Annotated in this window: 13 protein-coding genes; 4 read left to right on the forward strand and 9 right to left on the reverse strand. The window is 42.6% G+C overall.

The features are described from left to right. Positions 1–57 precede the first annotated feature (57 nt). Positions 58–1,182, reverse strand: coding sequence for an alpha-hydroxy acid oxidase (locus NLP_RS16925; protein WP_104909903.1), 1,125 nt, complete (start codon positions 1,180–1,182; stop codon positions 58–60). A gap of 462 nt (positions 1,183–1,644) precedes the next feature. After that, positions 1,645–1,878 (reverse strand): hypothetical protein, encoded by a 234-nt coding sequence (locus NLP_RS16930; RefSeq protein WP_094349603.1) that lies wholly within the window; start codon positions 1,876–1,878, stop codon positions 1,645–1,647. A gap of 160 nt (positions 1,879–2,038) precedes the next feature. Between NLP_RS16930 and NLP_RS16935 the strand changes: the two genes are divergently transcribed. Further along, positions 2,039–4,174 (forward strand): NAD(P)/FAD-dependent oxidoreductase, encoded by a 2,136-nt coding sequence (locus tag NLP_RS16935; protein ID WP_104907411.1) that lies wholly within the window; start codon positions 2,039–2,041, stop codon positions 4,172–4,174. A 77-nt stretch (positions 4,175–4,251) separates the two neighbouring features. On the opposite strand, the gene NLP_RS16940 is transcribed toward NLP_RS16935, so the two are convergent. Continuing rightward, positions 4,252–5,778 carry a hypothetical protein gene (locus tag NLP_RS16940; protein WP_104907412.1) on the reverse strand — a complete coding sequence of 509 codons (1,527 nt, stop codon included), beginning with the start codon at positions 5,776–5,778 and terminating at the stop codon, positions 4,252–4,254. A gap of 1,022 nt (positions 5,779–6,800) precedes the next feature. Here NLP_RS16940 and NLP_RS16945 point away from each other — a divergent pair. The 3 genes from NLP_RS16945 (at position 6,801) to NLP_RS16955 (ending at position 10,518) form a co-directional block, all read left to right on the forward strand. Next, a complete protein-coding gene (locus NLP_RS16945; RefSeq protein WP_104907413.1) occupies positions 6,801–8,255 on the forward strand; it encodes an aminotransferase class V-fold PLP-dependent enzyme in 1,455 nt (484 codons plus the stop codon). A 100-nt stretch (positions 8,256–8,355) separates the two neighbouring features. Continuing rightward, the gene (locus NLP_RS16950; protein WP_104907414.1) at positions 8,356–9,642 is read left to right on the forward strand and encodes a sulfite oxidase; all 1,287 of its coding nucleotides are present in this window, start codon (positions 8,356–8,358) and stop codon (positions 9,640–9,642) included. A gap of 36 nt (positions 9,643–9,678) precedes the next feature. Next, positions 9,679–10,518, forward strand: coding sequence for a sulfite exporter TauE/SafE family protein (locus tag NLP_RS16955; RefSeq protein WP_104907415.1), 840 nt, complete (start codon positions 9,679–9,681; stop codon positions 10,516–10,518). Between the two features lie 22 nt (positions 10,519–10,540). Here the strand turns inward: NLP_RS16955 and NLP_RS16960 are convergent, their stop codons facing one another. The 6 genes from NLP_RS16960 to NLP_RS34225 form a co-directional block, all read right to left on the reverse strand. Continuing rightward, complete coding sequence (locus tag NLP_RS16960) at positions 10,541–12,040, reverse strand: Ig-like domain-containing protein (protein WP_104907416.1); 1,500 nt, start codon at positions 12,038–12,040, stop codon at positions 10,541–10,543. A 52-nt stretch (positions 12,041–12,092) separates the two neighbouring features. Further along, positions 12,093–12,866 carry a TIGR03943 family putative permease subunit gene (locus NLP_RS16965; protein ID WP_104907417.1) on the reverse strand — a complete coding sequence of 258 codons (774 nt, stop codon included), beginning with the start codon at positions 12,864–12,866 and terminating at the stop codon, positions 12,093–12,095. 78 nt (positions 12,867–12,944) lie between these two features. Beyond that, positions 12,945–13,997 (reverse strand): permease, encoded by a 1,053-nt coding sequence (locus NLP_RS16970; RefSeq protein WP_104907418.1) that lies wholly within the window; start codon positions 13,995–13,997, stop codon positions 12,945–12,947. A 688-nt stretch (positions 13,998–14,685) separates the two neighbouring features. After that, positions 14,686–15,693 (reverse strand): WD40 repeat domain-containing protein, encoded by a 1,008-nt coding sequence (locus tag NLP_RS16975; protein WP_104909904.1) that lies wholly within the window; start codon positions 15,691–15,693, stop codon positions 14,686–14,688. A 138-nt stretch (positions 15,694–15,831) separates the two neighbouring features. Then, positions 15,832–16,125 carry a hypothetical protein gene (locus tag NLP_RS16980; RefSeq protein ID WP_104907419.1) on the reverse strand — a complete coding sequence of 98 codons (294 nt, stop codon included), beginning with the start codon at positions 16,123–16,125 and terminating at the stop codon, positions 15,832–15,834. Between the two features lie 366 nt (positions 16,126–16,491). Then, on the reverse strand, positions 16,492–16,662 hold the full coding sequence (locus NLP_RS34225) for a hypothetical protein (RefSeq protein ID WP_199784633.1): 171 nt from the start codon (positions 16,660–16,662) through the stop codon (positions 16,492–16,494). Positions 16,663–16,725: the final 63 nt, after the last annotated feature.

Here is a 16,725-nt window from a genome sequence, read left to right on the forward strand (position 1 = left end):
AGTCTGAAAATTATTTCTCAAAGTTTTGCTGGAATAACAGTTTTAAGAATCTCCAGCTTAAAGGCGTGGCAGGTTCAATAAACTAGGGTCAATATCTTGTATTTTGGCACAGCCGCTAAGGGCCATTCCTACATTTAACTCATCTTGCAGCAGTGAGATGATATGAGATACGCCGATTTGTCCTGCTACCGCTAGTCCCCACAAAATGGGTCGTCCGATCAGTACTGCTTTTGCTCCTAATGCCAGAGCTTTGAGAATATCTGTGCCTCTACGAATGCCTCCATCCAACACCACTTCTACTTTACCATCCACTGCGGCTACTATTTCAGTCAGGGCATCTAAAGAAGCGATCGCACCATCGAGTTGTCTGCCACCATGATTGGAAACAACAATTGCTTTAGCTCCATGTTCTACAGCCCGCACAGCATCATCTGGGCGTAAAACTCCTTTGATGACTAAAGGTAGCCCAGATAAAGACTGCAACCATTCCAAATCGTCCCAAGTGACTGCTGGGTTTAGCTGTTGGGCAAAGTAGGTAAATAACCCAGATTCACCTTTTTCATGGGAAATATCTAGCCCTGAGATGCTCGCAAGATTAGCCAGATGTAAGTCTTGGGGTAAGGCAAACTCATTACGTCTATCTCTCTCGCGCTGTCCGAGAACGGGTGCATCTACAGTTAGGCAAAGTGCTTTGTAGCCTGCTTTATAAGCTTTTTCTACCAAAGCACGAGTTAACCCTCGATCTTTATGGATGTAAAGCTGGAACCATCGTAGAGAATCTGGAAACTGATTACATGCAGTTGCCACTTCTTCAATGCTCTTTGTTGCCATTGTACTTAACACCATACCCACACCAGCCGATGCAGCAGCTAGGGCTGTGGCAACTTCTCCATCTGGATGGGCTAGACATTGAAAAGCCATTGGTGCAATTAACAAAGGTAGTTGCAAAGGTTGTCCTAAAATGGAGGTACTTAGATTGCGATCGCTCACATCGACTAATATCCGAGGTCGCAGCTTGACTCGCTCAAAGGCAGCACGATTATCTCGCAATGTGATTTCGTCCCAAGCACCACTGCTGTAGTAATCAAGCGTCGTTTGAGACAGATGTTTTTTTGCTAGCTTTTCGTACTCAAAAAGGTTGATGGGTTGAAAGCGATCGTCTGTGGATAAGTAGGTAGACATAATTAAATCTAAGATAAAATTTTTGTTCGTAGTCAGCGATTTATCGCTCTGCATAAGATTTTAAATGGCTAGAGCCGCTGACTACGATTATTCATTGTCAAGGCTTTCAAATGGATTTGTAGCATAGTTGTATTTATTTTTACTCACTTAGTTAGCGATCGCTCAACTGAATTTATGTACCGAGGTGTTGCTCAAACAGCATAAAAATTGCTCCCAAAAAAAGACCTCTGCTTTGCGCCAGAGGTCTTTCCGTTTCAGAACGTTGTAAAATTCATCAGCAACGTAAAACGCTGATATGGTTAATTTAGTGGCTTCTGTGCCATGAACGCAAAAATAGCAACCCAATTGCCAATCCCATACTGACCATTATTATTACTCTTATACCGAAAATGCGATCTCTAAGATTTAGGTACAGACCTAGAAATCTAATGCTGCGACCAAAACTTCATCTTATCCAAGGTTTTAGGAAAATTTTTCCCAGGATTGGGCAACTAATTGACTTAACCAGCGGCGTTGTTGCTGATCCAACAGTGGATCGTCTGCTAACAACTGAGCGGTCAATTCTTCCAAAGATTGACCCTGAGCGCGGACAATTTTAATTACTCCAGCGATCGCACTGGCAACTAGTTCTTCGTCAATGGGCTGTTGTCGCAGAGCAATAATTTCTTGGGGACTGTCTGGAATGGGATAATTCATGGCGTAGGTTTAGAGAAATACAAAATGAACAATAACTTTGACAAACTCTTAAAATTTCTTTACTGAATCTTTACGAAACTAATAGGGCGGAGTTTACCTTACTTGATGACTTAAGAAAATCTGTCTTAGTGAGTAGATTGATGGGAGATGTCAGGAAAAAATGAAAGAAATACTTTATTTAGAAGTTCCAACTCCAGATATAGAAACTGTGCGTAGTTGGTTACAAACAGATTTTGAACCTGGAAATGGAGAAAAAGTGCTTACCTCGGAAGGCTTTCGCCTTAGAATACCCAGTGCTACTACACCTGCTGAAGTGGCTCCTTCCGAAAACTTGCTTACAGAACTTTCGGTATTTGTCTGGTCGGTGCAACGAACTACCTATCTGAAAGTGTTTCGCTGGTCAGAACAACCCTTTCCCAGTGAAGGACAAATTCTGCAACGCTTGACCAAGGAAATCAGAAGCCGTTTTCCGCATCATTATCCAGAGCCGCCAGCAATTGATTTATCCCAGCAATCAATATTTGCCGCACTAGGCTCTACTTACCCCCTTACCGTCAAGTATTTTCAGAAAATGCCCAACGGTGAATATGACCTAACTCGTGCCTATTGGTGGGAAAAACGGTGGCGCGAAGGGGTGCAGAATCCGCAGCAGCCGCGTCAAGTGGTGTTTTCGCAGGGGAGCAGGCGAGCAGGGGAGCAGGCGAGCAGGGGGGAAACAACTAATGCCCCCATACCCCATGCCCAGTACGACATCATCTACATCGGTGGCGCACTAGGCGCAATCCATGCAGCACTGATGGCAAAACTCGGATACAAAGTCTTGCTGGTGGAACGAATGCCCTTTGGGCGGATGAACCGAGAATGGAATATTTCGCGCGACGAGATTCAAAGCTTGGTTAACTTGGGTTTAGTCACCCCCGCTGAGTTAGAAACCATCATTGCCAGGGAATACAAAGATGGATTCAATAAGTTTTTTGATGCTAACAATCCAGCCAAACTGCGATCGCCCATCCTCCACACACCCACAGTCCTAAATTTAGGCTTAGATTCCGAAAAATGGCTCCAAATGTGTGGGCAAAAACTGCAAGCCGCAGGCGGTGAAATTTGGGATGAAACAGAGTTTATCCGTGCAGATATTGATATATCACAGGTAGTTTTGCAAGTCAAGCACTTGCCCAGTCACATTGAGAAGCAAGTAAGTGGACGACTGCTAATAGATGCAATGGGAACTGCATCCCCCATCGCTTGGCAATTAAACGGTGGTCGTGCCTTTGATAGTGTCTGTCCGACAGTGGGAGCGGCAATTGAAAGCGGATTTGAGCCGGGAGTATGGGATTCCCAATATGGGGACGTTCTTTACAGTCATGGGGATATTTCGCGGGGAAGGCAGTTGATTTGGGAATTGTTTCCCGCAGCTGATGATGAACTGACGATTTATTTATTTCATTACCACGAAGTCAATGCTAAAAATCCCGGTTCCTTGCTGGAGATGTACGAGGACTTTTTCACAATTTTGCCAGAGTATCGCAGGTGCGATATGGACAAATTGGTGTGGAAGAAGCCGACATTTGGGTATATACCAGGGCATTTTAGTGTGGGAAGTCGCGATCGCACAGTTGCCTTCGATCGATTGATTGCGATCGGTGATGCTGCATCACTCCAATCTCCCCTCGTTTTCACCGGTTTTGGTTCCCTAGTTCGCAACTTAGAGCGCTTAACAACCCTGTTGGATACTGCCCTCAAACATGACTTGTTGAGTTTCCGCCACTTAAACCAAATTCGCGCCTATCAAACCAACGTTTCCGTGACTTGGCTCTTTTCCAAAGGCATGATGGTACCCACAGGGAAATTTTTACCACCCCAGCGGATTAACTCCATGCTCAACACCTTCTTTGGGCTGTTAGCAGACGAACCGCCAGAAGTGGCAGATAACTTCATCAAAGATCGGTGTGATTGGTTAACCTTTAACCGTTTAGCACTGAAAGCAGCCAGGAAAAATCCTGCCTTGCTTTTATGGATTTGGGAACTTGCTGGCCCAAGAGATTTAGTGCGATGGCTTGGTAGTTATTTCAACTTCGGTCGTCATGCCCTGGTTAGTGCTTTACTAAGTCCGTGGTTCTCGCGCTTCTTAAACCGAGTAGGTTTTTGGCTAGAACCCCGGAATCCAGGCTTGTGGCTGTGGCTGTTGGCGATTAATTATGCGATCGCCACAGGCAAACCGCGATCGCCCAGCCAGGTAGCAAAAACCAACCCAGAAGCCATAATTCCGAAGTCAGAAGTAAGGATTCTGAATTAGTCATTTGTCATTAGCCATTGGTCATTAGTTTTAGACAAATGACTAAGGACAAATGACAAATGACAAATGACAACTAACTATTGACTCTTGGGGCGAAAATTCGGCAGTTCTACAGATGCCAATGACTTACGCCCCTTGGGTGGACGCTGGGGATAAACTACTGGTGAAGGTGAATTGTCATCATTGGTGTTATCACCTAATGACTCTGAGGACAAATTACTTGCTGACAATTGTGAAACTTCTGACCAGTAGTCTTCAGTTTCTCCAACAGGCGTTTCGGTGTGAGATGGAGTAGAGGAAACCAGTAGGTTATTGGCTGGTGAAAGCACAGAATCCGTCGTCCAAGAAGTAGAGGTAGTTGCAGGAGGATTAATTTCTGCTTCCAAATGTTCCTCCTGTGGATTTTCTAGTTCCTCATCGTCTTCTAAGATTGTTGCCAAAGTCTCCCAAATAGGGGCATCACTAACATCTGTTTTCGCAGCAGCTGGTGGTGATGTAGATGCAGGCTGGGAGGTGAAAAACATTTGGATTAGACTATCTAATTGCTGATCTAAATTTGATGAACCCGAAGGTGAAACCGCTTCAGTTGGATCTGGAGAATCATCAACTTCTGGAGATGGCGCGGGTTGTGTTGATGTTGGCGTGTCTTTCTTAACTTTCCAGTTCCAAGGAGATGATGGCGTCGCAGGAGCTTCATTTCTTTGGAATGGGATTGGTGCTGAGGGTTCACCCCAAGAATTATCTAGATCGTTACTCAAGGATTCTTCTTCTGCTGACCAAGGTTGAATTGGCTGGGCGTTAGGAAACAAAGACCGAGCTTTTCTAGAAAATCTTCCTTGGCTACTAGTTATGTCTTTAGGATGTTTTGCAGCATCTTCTAAGGAGTCATAGCTAGGAACGGATGTATCTAGACATTTTTCCAAAGCTGCTTTGAATTGCAGCGTCTGGCGTTGTTGTCGCATCAGTCTTGTACGTAGCTCCCGACAAACATTTTCTGACTGCAATAACTGCTGAGATTGTTCGTTGTTATTAGTGTGTAGCAACGTACATTCTCGCTCTAACTGAGCAAGGCGTTGTTGGCTAATTTGTAGTTGTGCTTTATAAGTATCAGTGAAAATTTCCTGACGTTGAACAGTTTGTACAGCAGTTTCTAATTGTTGAAATAAAGATTTTATCTGTTCTTGAGCCGCAGCTAGTTCCTGAGTGTGTTGGTTGAGCATCGACTCACTAACGCTAGAACGCGTTTTCTGCCACTGCAAAACCTTTTCTGACTCAGCTAGGTTGTCTTTTAGCTGCTCTACTTGTTCATACAATTTATTGTTAGCCGCACGTAATTCTTCGTTCAATGCCAGCAGGTTCTGAAATTCCGAGTCAATAAGTGCTTGTTTGCCGCTTTCAGGCTCTGCAACCCAGTCCTGCTGGGTAGTATCTTGTAAAAATTGTGTATCTTCAGCTGGCATGAGGAGTGGCAGTTTTCTAACTGTCATATTGTCATTGGGCACAACTGAGTAAAAGGGACAACTCGCCTGCTCTGATTGTGGCGAATTAGCAGAATTTAGGGATTCTATCACAGCCCCCTTGTTTGAGGTGTCAGCTTCATTCATCACTCTTGACTCACCTGCTTAAAAATATTCAGCAGTGCTGGCATTAGCATTGCTTATCAACTGTGTCTAATCAGGGTTTGCTCTAGAAGCTAAGTTTAACTCTCTCCAAGCACCAGCAATTAATTATCAATTGGTGTTCCCCATTTTGTATCTAGACTGATGCCGTTATAACACTATGATGCTCTTTCCCGTCAAGAAGAGGGAAGCAGAAGGGGAACTCGATCCGCCTTTGAGGATAGGCAAGAGAGTGGAAAAACCCAATACGTTAAAAACTAAACTGTATTAGCTATTGGCTGATGAAGTTTTTCTAGATCAAAAAACTGCCTTCCATTATACTTTCTTTATTATAAACGCATCTGTCTTAAGACATAAATATAAATGTCTCCTTCAACACATTTTTCTACTGACTTATTTATTACTTAGGATAGATGCCCGTATAAGTATCTACTATTAGATGATAATTCTGTGCTTCTGGGCGATCGCTATTTAATATCAGCCAACAACTAAGAGCTTCTGCGATGGCTGCAATATTAGTAAAGCATGACAAATACGAGTAAATACGTATAAAATGATCTTGAGGAAGTAACAATAAGTCTAAGTTAATTAATAAAGCTTTTTTAAAGAGCAATCTCAACTTAGTAAGAGCTTTTTTATCCTTAAATACAGTCCCAGTAAGCAATTATAGGCTTAGTTAGTGAGAGGCTTTTTCTATCAACTTGTCTTCAATGGGTCAAGTTTGTTTAATGACTACAAAAAAATTGTTTAAAGTATACTTAACTACTTATAAATATTGTTTACATTGTGTATTTACTCATAGCTAAAGTATTATAATTAAGTATAAATACGGATATCATTTTTAATTAGTTTATTAAAGAATAATTGGAATAGCCGAGTTTTCTACTAGGAACTAAGTAATTATAAAGACTATAATTACTGGCAATTAATATGATTTTGGCACGAAGTAAAGCTTTGTGGCGGTTAGGTTTGTCTAAAAAATACAATTTAAAGTAGAGGTGCTAAAGATGACTGACATACTCGCAATGGATGCAAAAATCAAGCAAGAAGCTGTCCAATTCCCGCTGTTTGCAGAAAATTGTGACAGCTTTTGGGACAAAGAAATTAGACCGTTATTTACAGATGAGTCTCTATCTTTCAAGGTAAAAACTCTTAACGGAAACTATGTCAAGTACGTCAACTTGGATAATGGAGCTACAACCACACCCTTTGCAACCCTCAAGCAGTACGTGGACGAAATGCTTGATACCTATGGCAGTGTACATCGAGGTTCTGGGCAAAAGTCCATCATAACTACACGAGAATATGACGCCAGTCGGAACATTATTCGGGACTTTGTGGGATCATCTTCAAATAACTATGTAATCTTTGCGAAAAATACAACAGAAGCAATTAATGGAGCCGCCACACTTTGGGCAAAAAAACCTGGGAAAATCTTAGTTTCTGATATCGAGCATTCATCCAACCTGCTGCCTTGGGTTACTAGAGACGAAGTTGTGCAGTACAGAACCCAGCCAGATGGAAGTGTCAGTATCACAGAAATTGAAGATATCTTCAAAGCACACCAAAATCTCCCCGAAGCCGAGCAAATTAAGTTAGTAACTATTACAGGTGCTTCCACAATTACAGGTTACAGACCCCCAATTTATGAAATTGCAGCTTTAGCACATCGGTATGGTGCGAAGATATTTGCTGACGTGTGTCAGTTAATTCAGCACGAACGAGTCGATATGCGTGCAGATGATCACCCATGTCATTTAGATTTTGTGGCTTTCTCTGGACACAAGATGTATGCCCCTTATGGAACCGGGGTTTTGCTGGGGCCAAAGGAATTTTTTGATAGCTCCTACCCTTATCAAATCGGTGGTGGAAACCTGCCTTATATCACCAGAAACCTAGAGATCAAGCGTTTCTATACAGAACGGGCCCATGACCCTGGAACACCAAACGCAATGGGTGCGATCGCCATTGCCAAGGCGATTGAAATTATTGAAGCCCTTGGACGTTCGCGCATTGCTAATTACGAACATTCTCTAGTTGAGTTCACATTCACACGACTTCAAGCTATTTCTGGTGTAAAAGTACATATCCCAGGAGATAATTTAGCCCATGTTATTCCCCTGGATATTGATGGGTTTGATGGACGCTTAGTGGCAGAGATTCTGGCACAGGAATACGGCATTGGCGTTCGGGCTGGGGCTTTCTGCACTTATGAATACATTCGTAAACTCAAGAATATTTCAGACGAGCAAGACTGGGAAATTGCTCAGGAAGTAGATAGAGGAATTACACGCAACATTCCTAGTATTATCAGAGCCAGCTTTGCTGTATATAATACATTGGAAGATTGCGATCGCTTTATAGATGCGATCGCTCAAATAGCTAAAAACGGATTGGCTCATTATTTGCCCAATTACACACAAGATGAGATAACTGGTATTTGGACAGCGATAGAGGGTTAGTCTCGCCCCTTTTTCTCGCCAAAAGATATATAGCTTGTAGGGGCACGGTGCCGTGCCCCTACCCACTGAAAATTATAAATAATTACAAGGGGGTAATAGCTTGAGCGATGAAAACCTCTTTGACCAAGAGGATTATTTACAGGCACGGGTTGAACAGTGCATCTGGCAAAAAAGTACAGATGCAGGTATTTCGCGCCAGCGCTTTCTGAAAATACTAGCTACTATGGTTGGCGCAACAGCCATCGGAGGGTTAGCGAAACCTGCACTCGCCCACAGTCAGACAGCTGTTAAAACTAAAGGCAGTAAAATACTTAAGCCATTGCCACCAGGGTATATCTCTCATAGCAAAGGCACATTAGAGATGAACTGGGAAGCGATGTATGGGCGTGGCTATTTAGTACCAAATGATTGGTTCTATGTTCACAACCGCAGCGCACCTCCGACCTTTGACCCATTTACATGGCGTTTGCAAATTCATGGAACTGGCGTTTCTGCCCCCTGTGAGTTTACCTACGATGAAATCATCGCCATGCCATCCATCTCAGTCACTTGTGCCATTGAGTGTGCTGCTAACGGTCGGCGCTTCTTTGAAGAAGCTTACAACACCCCACTCCCTGGAACACGTTGGAGGCTTGGGGCTATTGGTGTGGCTGAGTGGACTGGTGTACCACTTAGTATGTTGTTAGAGCGAGCTGGACTGAAATCCACAGCAAAAGATGTACTCGTTGAGGGTGCAGATGTGGATTCGCTAGACTCAAAACAGACAAATAAATCCAAGTTTAGCAGTGTAGTTCCAATTAGCAAGGCATTAGCAGATAACTCGCTCGTTGTCTATGCAATGAATGGAGAACCATTACCTCCAGATCATGGTCAGCCGTGCCGTGTGTTATTCCCTGGTTGGGGAGGAAACGCCAACGTTAAATGGATTGAGCGGATTGAAGTTTCCGAAACGCCGATATATACCCAGTGGGTAACGGAGCAGATGGTGCTGGTTGGTGCAGACTACCCAGCGATCGCACCGTATAAAGGTAAGCTGATTACCTATCAAAATGTCAAAAGTGCCTTTGAGTTGGCTTGGCCAGCTACGCTTTCTGCTAGAAGCCACTTACTACGTGGACGTTCTTGGTCTGGGAAAGGAAAGATTGTCCGTGTGGAAGTCAGCCTGGATGGCGGCAAAACTTGGCAATTTGCACGACTTAGAGAACCAAATTTTCCATTTGCATGGGTACGGTGGGACATTGAATGGAACCCAATTCCTGGGGAATATTTTCTCCAAGCTCGTGCTACTGACAATTTAGGTAATACACAAGCGAGTACAGTTCCGTGGAATGATTCTGGATTGCTCTACGGGGGCGTTGTTAGCCATCCAGTGACAGTACAGGGTTAATTACACCAAGTCAGTTCTGTAGAAAAAGAATTATTTATGATTGATTTTAGTTGGTTAATTTTAGTAAGTGGGGGTCTAATATCTGGAGTCATAGCTGGACTTTTAGGAATAGGTGGCGGTATTATCACAATTCCTCTTTTAGTCACACTAGGTTATACTCCCGTTCAGGCGATCGCTACTAGTAGCCTTGCTATTGTAATTACTTCAATTTCTGGAAGTTTGCAGAATTGGTGGATGGGCTACTTTGACTTTAAACGAGTAATTTATTTAGGAATTCCAGCTTTTCTAACTACTGGAATAGGTGTATATTTCGCCAATAAAATTCCATCTTATATAATACTCTTTACATTTGGCATCATACTACTTGCTAATATCTATCTAATTGAGCTTCGCAAGCAGCTGGCCTTCCAGGAAATAGAGGATACAGCCCCAGTATTTAACCCATTAGTTTCTAAAATTGGCACTGGGGGAGCAGCAGGAATTTTAGCAGGTTTATTCGGTTTAGGTGGGGGTACGATTATGGTGCCACTACAAATGTTGCTACTAAAAGAAGAAATTAAAGTAGCAATTCAAACTAGTTTGGGTGTGATTGTCATCACTGCTTTAGCTGCCTGCACAGGACACGCATTAGAGGGAAATATTCTATTTGTTCAAGGTATAGTTTTAGGATGTGGTGGTCTTTTAGGCGTCCAGATAAGTACTCGCACATTGCCCAAACTACCAGATTCTACTGTGAATTTAGTGCTTCGCATCTTCTTAGGAATACTATCAATTTATATTTTTTGGGAAGCTTGGACAAATTATCAATTCATAGTTTCAAATCCAATAAATCAGGAATTGTCAGCTTGTTACCAACAAGATTCCCAACTTCTCTAAGAAGTCGGGAATCTAAGTTTTTTCAAGGCAACCACCGGGGATGAAATCCGGCTAAGGGGAGTTGTTCTGGTCTAATTTCAACAGTCGCAGCATCAGCAATGGGCAACAGAGGCATTAACCAGAGGCTACTGGTAGCGATCGTATCTCCGTCATCAGTTTTCAAAGTATTTGCGGGTAATGATGCTGGGGGATTTGTCTGCGGTACTACTTGGTCAAATAACAAGCCCAAACCGTCAGCAGATAAACTCATTTGCACATTCCGTTGAGCGGGAGGCAGTACTAACAGTGGTTTCTGTTGCCCGGTTTTCAGATCAATTGCCACCACATAAGGCTGTTCTATATATTGTTCCTTTGATACTAGCTGTGTCAGCAAACAGTAGAGGGTGGGTGAGGCGATATCAAATTGGCAACTGAGAATTGAACCTGTTGTTTTTAATAGCTGTTTCTGAACACCTTGGTTTGTCACCAAAAATAAATCCCGCGTATAATCTGTATTAAACTTTACCATCGCTGCTTGAGAGCCATCCTTGGAGAAAGCCTGTACCAAACCAAACTGCGGCAGAAAATCTAGGGGTTTACTGGCATCACCTTGCAGTGGTAAAATCGCTGCTCCCTGTCCTTGGGCAACTGCTACGGCTTTACTATCTGGTGTCACCATAAAGTCTCCCCCCGGTTGGCTTTTTAGGCGTTTCGGGGTGGGTTTTTCTGCTGAACCATCACTGGTTGCTGGCATAAACCAAAGTCCAAAGTCACCAGGATTAGTTTTATTTCCCCGCTGGATGACAATAGTTTGCCCATCAGGTGATAAGTCAAATTTCAGGTTTTGATAATCTTTACTATCTAAAGTCAGGTCAACTTTGCCTTCTGGTTCTGCTTTTTGTCCAGATTTAGCAGAAACGCCTGTTGTCACTGTATACAGTTGGGCTGAAAGTAAGTCTTGATTGTTTGCGGCGCGAGCAGAAAATAAAATTTTCTCCCCATCAGGAAATGATTCAAAGTCGATTACTATCAGGTCTTTGGGAGTCAGTATCCTTTTTTGCTCTTGAGTCAAGTTGTAAAGAACTAACCGTCCCTGTTCTTCTTGCTCGGTTCCGATGTAAAGGATAACGCGATCGCGTGTCCGAAAACTACCTGTAAAGGGCTGTATCAACCGATTTTTCCCTTCTTGCTCTGCAAACTTATCTTTAGCTCCCTGTAACTGCACTTTATAATTTGTGCCATAGGGTGCTGGTGTCACCAGTGTATAAACCATCCGCCGCCCTGCCCAACTGAATTTACCTGCTAGGGGTGGCTCGATTTTCAAGTTATCCTCGACGCTTTTTACTTCCATTGGGCGGCTGAAGGTGAGGGTGAAGGAATTATCTTCTGCTCCAATTTGTTGATTTTGCCAAGTAAATTCCCGCACACGAGCAGTTACCACATCACCTTGCAAGATAATTAACCCAATCAGCACACTCAGCAGTAGCATTAGTGCGATCGCTATGCGATCCAGTGGTTGGATAAATGCTTTAGATTTAGTCATTGGTTATTTGTCATTTGTTATTTGTCATTTGTCATCTGTCATCAACAAATAACTAATAACTATAAGGATTTTGGGGTTGAGGAATCTTTTTGAGAGAGTTAGCGGCAATGGTAAGTTGGCGTTTACCTGCCAAATTTTCTGTCACCATTTGTCCTTCTACTTCCAGCCAGGTATCAGCGGAGTAAGGCTCTTGATTATTTTGTAGTTTGACGGGCAATCCCACAGGGTAAGCATCTGCTGCACAACAAGTTAAGACAAATCGTGCTAAAAACAAATATTCTTTTCCTATATCCGGCGGGTGGATGACAAATCCCTGTACCTTGACTTTTTGCCCTGTATATGTATCTGGCTCTGGATAGACATTGACGGTGCGTACCCAGTCTACAAGCGATCGCTCCTCTGGACGAACAGTAGCGCGAAAGGCTTGAGGTTTAACACGTGTGCTTCCTAATAAATCAGTCGTCACCCCTCTTTGGAGTGCTTTGTCACTAGCAAAAACTTGCGGTGTAATAATAAAACCTAAAATCGCTGTAGTCAATAACAAAGCACTGCCCCAACCAGGGGGAAATAAACTAATATGCGGGGCGTTTGGTGTAACATCACGGCGACGACGTTGCCAAAGTTCCTGCATCTTGAAGAAACCAATAATAATCAAGCCGATACCTGTCACGACCACGAACCAAATGTAATTTGGATGAATCAACAGGTTCAGCTTGTTAGTTAGCCAATATCTCAACATCAAAGTGCCCCAAGCTGTAATTGCTACAGCATCGAGCCAAGGGAGTAATAGATTTGGGATTCTAGATTTGGGATTTTTGTTAGTCATTGGTTATTGGTCATTGGTCATTGGTCATTGGTCATTGGTCATTAAACAAAGGACAGATGACAAATGACTAATAGTTTTTTAAAAGACGTGCAAGTTCAGGAAAAGGGTGAACACAAATGTTAATTGTGCTGCTAAAGCAAATAAGTAAAAAACCGTTTTGGGTTTAAAAATGGATAACATCAAACCAATGCCTTTGATGTCAATCATTGGCCCAAACACTAGAAATGCCAACAATGAACCACTGCTAAAGGTTGAGGCAAAAGATAGGGCAAAGAAAGAATCAACTGTAGAACAAATTGACACGACTACCGCTAATATCAGCATGACCACAATTGAGGTAATGGGCCCAGCACCCAAACTGAGAATTAATTCACGGGGAGCTAGGACTTGAATGGTAGCAGCGATCGCACTTCCAATAACCATGACTCCGCCGAGTTCTCGGAATTCTTGAATGCTATTATCCACAACTAGGCGCAGTTTCGCTGCCAGCGGTTTATTAGAAGTAGACATTGAGGTAGGCGGTACTAAATTAGCATCTATCCGTAGAGGTATACCTGCTTTTCCTCCTAAGATATAAGTCCCGGATTGCAACAGATTCGGTACTGTTTCTTCCTGTTGTTCTTGGTAACGCTTACCACGGCGTTTGGTTTCAGGCTGCGCGGGTGGATTAAACTTCATATAACGAGCGATCGCAGGTTGGATTATGGGATTTAAGTCTTTTTGAAAACTGAAAACATACCCAATAATTGTGGCAATTGCTAGGGAAAATACGACTCGTAAGACCACTATTTCTGGCTGATCTCGAAATGCTGTCCAAGTTGACCAAATTACAATTGGGTTAATTGTTGGTGCTGCTAGCAAAAAACCAATTGCCACTGGTGTGGGTACTCCCTGAATTAGGAACCGCCGTGCTACCGGTACATTCCCGCACTCACACACTGGAAATAAAAAGCCGATCATGCTGCCAACTAAAGCACCCAGCAGCGGATTTTTGGGCATTCTTTCTACTAGTTTGCGCTCATCAACAAAAAATAGCAGCAAACTGGAGAATAAAACCCCAAGAAGCAAAAAAGGCATCGCCTCGACTAGCAGACTTAAAAATAGCGTAAAACCATTGTTCAATTGATTCATGGGCGTCGCAGTCAAAAGCGGTTTTTAGTTTTAGGGTTCTGCCTAGTCATTCTATCGAAATGGGGATCAAAAGCAGTTCGGGAAAATTAAACATCATTTAAGTAGCAAGTTATCCTACCTTGAAAGTAGCGCTTAAGCGCTGTAATCCTTTGCTTCACACGAAATAGTGATTTTTGCCTGAGTGCATTTACTGACGATGACCACTTCTAAGATTGTCTAAGTTCAGAAATTGTTCCGAGATAGAGGGCAAGTAACTGCACACATGATTTGAAATTACCTATGTTTATACTTACAGTAATTTGCTGGATAAGATATTAGTTCGGCTGTATTTTCATCAAGTATTCACAGTTCTTCAAGATTTGGGGTAGACCGTAGCCCGTCGTAGACATCGCTGTTGGTTGCTACCATCATTTATTTTGACTAGTTATAGCAAAATTTCATCTGAGCTTTGGTTGATTTTCTACTACAAAAACTCTAAAAAGGCAAGACCAAAGTTTAGCAGATATAGGAAATGATTGGGGGAATTTTTCGGCGTTAGCGATCGCCTGACTTTCTACATGACATGAAAAGTTGAGCGATAGCGAGTCACTAAGCTTTAGAAGGAGCGTCAAAATTGTATCCCCGACTTGGTTTTACAAGAAATCGGGGATATAGTATACTCTCTGACGGTTATTTTGTCCAATCGCTGTTAATTACGTTTTGTGGGAATGCCCCAAATCTTGATTTGTCGATCGAATCCACCACTGGCAAGAATTTTACCATTTGGACTAAAAGCGATCGCACTTACCCAGTCTGTATGTCCACTCAGTGTATTTATTAACTCGCCTGTAGATAAATTCCACAATTTAATTCCATCTCTACCGGCACTAGCAAGGGTTTGTCCATCGGGATTAAGGGCGATCGCATTTACCCAGTTATTATGTCCTGTAAGGGTGCGGACTAATTCTCCAGTATTAATATTCCACAGTTTTATGGTGCGATCGTGGCTAGCACTGACTAATGTTTGTCCATCTGGTGTAAAGACCACAGCGCTAACAACATCGGAATGAGCTGCCAATTGACTGATTAATTTACCAGTACTCAAGTTCCACAGCTTGATTACACCCTTATTATCACCACTAGCCAAGGTCTGTCCATCAGGACTAATAGCTAGGGTATAAATCAAATTATCAAAGCGTACTATAGTCCCTAGAGGACGCTGCTGTAGCAAATCCCAGAGACGAATCCCATCTAAAGCTCCACTGACAAGAACTTTACTATCAGGAGACACCGCTAAAGATAATACATTACTGGTATGTCCGACAAAAGAGCGGCTAAATTTTAAATTTTTCAGACTCCAGAGGTTAATCGTATTGTCATCACTACAGCTAGCGAGGGTTTGTCCATCTGGCGAAATCACTAAAGATTCTACGGCTGCTTTGTGTGCTTTGTTAATAGTCGCCAACTTTTTGCCGTTTGCTAAATTCCACAGGCGAATGACACCCTCGTTTTCTGCACCTCCACTCACAAGAATTCTGCTATCTGGAGTGAAAGCGAGGGATTTAATGGTTCCGTTATGTCCTATGAGTGTGTAGAGCAGTTGAGCATTAGCAAAGTTGGTATTAGCTGGGAAGTTTGGCGTTACTTCAATGGCAGCATGAGCTTGATGAATATAAAACCCTTCCCAGGTAATCACTGGAAGGGCCACAGCTGCCATAAATGCCAGGATAATATCCGGCCGCAGAAATTTACCGCCACCTCTTCCCTCAATACTCACTCTTTTTCCTCACTTTATATAGATACAGTTAAACCCAATAAATTTTGCAGAGTTATTACTTAAATAACTCTGCACATCTTAAAGAGGTGGTTTTTTCTTAGAAACGCTTAACATTGGTAAAGGCGCACTAGAAGAACGAGAGGGCAAATAATGTTGCACTACAGGCTCCTCTGGTAAAGAACGACGCTGCTGAAAACGCCACAACTTAAAGCCTAGCGCTATCCCTGCCGTTCCCAAACCAAAAGCAAACAACGACCAGCTATCATTCAATCCGCCAATCAGGGCATCCATAACACCCATTGTCATCAATACACTGATTAGTGGCTCTTTTCGGTAGGTTGACTTTAAAAAACGAGGTAATACAGCATTCATCACAGCTTGGTTGGTTCCAGTTCACCTTTTGTGTATATTTACCAAGAATACCTCACCCGTAATTTGCCTTTCTCATTCAAGGCAGACACTAAATTTATGATTTTTTTAGTAGGGGAGGAAATTTACTCATTCATTGCTTTGCGTATACTAGTTGCAAGTCTATGATATTTTGAGCGCTAATAGGTATTTCGATTCCTCTCTTGCTTACATTCTAGGGCAGTTATTTATGAATAAGTCTAATTAATCTATCTAGGGCGAAGTACTCCGCTATCAATATATTGAAGTCAAAACCAACTGGTTGTTCCAGCTGGTTGAAACTCTTTTAATTACTAGCTTACAACTTCAAGATTGTGCTTGTTGATGACACTACTTCAGACCCAGCCATGATAGCACCCCTTGATTACTTGTATATTCAATCACCAGCAGTAAACCAAAGCCAATCATTGCCGCTCGACCATTCAAGCGTTCGGCATATTCGTTAAAGCCAAACTTAGGCTCTTCTAGTTTAGGTGTAATTGTTGGTTGTGTTTGTGTCATGTTTTAAGAAACCTTTTTTTGGCAAACGGGACTTGATATGAGACTTCTGGTAAAAGTCAGGGA

It is taken from the genome of Nostoc sp. 'Lobaria pulmonaria (5183) cyanobiont' (assembly GCF_002949795.1).
Taxonomy (GTDB): domain Bacteria; phylum Cyanobacteriota; class Cyanobacteriia; order Cyanobacteriales; family Nostocaceae; genus Nostoc.

Excerpts from the sequence above, each read along its gene's own strand:
- NLP_RS16940 (WP_104907412.1), bottom strand. The coding sequence starts at position 5,778 with ATGAATGAAGCTGACACCTCAAACAAGGGGGCTGTGATAGAATCCCTA.
- NLP_RS16925 (WP_104909903.1), bottom strand. The coding sequence starts at position 1,182 with ATGTCTACCTACTTATCCACAGACGATCGCTTTCAACCCATCAACCTT.
- NLP_RS16960 (WP_104907416.1), bottom strand. The coding sequence starts at position 12,040 with ATGACTAAATCTAAAGCATTTATCCAACCACTGGATCGCATAGCGATC.
- NLP_RS16965 (WP_104907417.1), bottom strand. The coding sequence starts at position 12,866 with ATGACTAACAAAAATCCCAAATCTAGAATCCCAAATCTATTACTCCCT.
- NLP_RS16945 (WP_104907413.1), top strand. The coding sequence starts at position 6,801 with ATGACTGACATACTCGCAATGGATGCAAAAATCAAGCAAGAAGCTGTC.
- NLP_RS16955 (WP_104907415.1), top strand. The coding sequence starts at position 9,679 with ATGATTGATTTTAGTTGGTTAATTTTAGTAAGTGGGGGTCTAATATCT.
- NLP_RS16930 (WP_094349603.1), bottom strand. The coding sequence starts at position 1,878 with ATGAATTATCCCATTCCAGACAGTCCCCAAGAAATTATTGCTCTGCGA.
- NLP_RS16970 (WP_104907418.1), bottom strand. The coding sequence starts at position 13,997 with ATGAATCAATTGAACAATGGTTTTACGCTATTTTTAAGTCTGCTAGTC.
- NLP_RS16980 (WP_104907419.1), bottom strand. The coding sequence starts at position 16,125 with ATGAATGCTGTATTACCTCGTTTTTTAAAGTCAACCTACCGAAAAGAG.
- NLP_RS16935 (WP_104907411.1), top strand. The coding sequence starts at position 2,039 with ATGAAAGAAATACTTTATTTAGAAGTTCCAACTCCAGATATAGAAACT.
- NLP_RS16975 (WP_104909904.1), bottom strand. The coding sequence starts at position 15,693 with ATGGCAGCTGTGGCCCTTCCAGTGATTACCTGGGAAGGGTTTTATATT.
- NLP_RS34225 (WP_199784633.1), bottom strand. The coding sequence starts at position 16,662 with ATGACACAAACACAACCAACAATTACACCTAAACTAGAAGAGCCTAAG.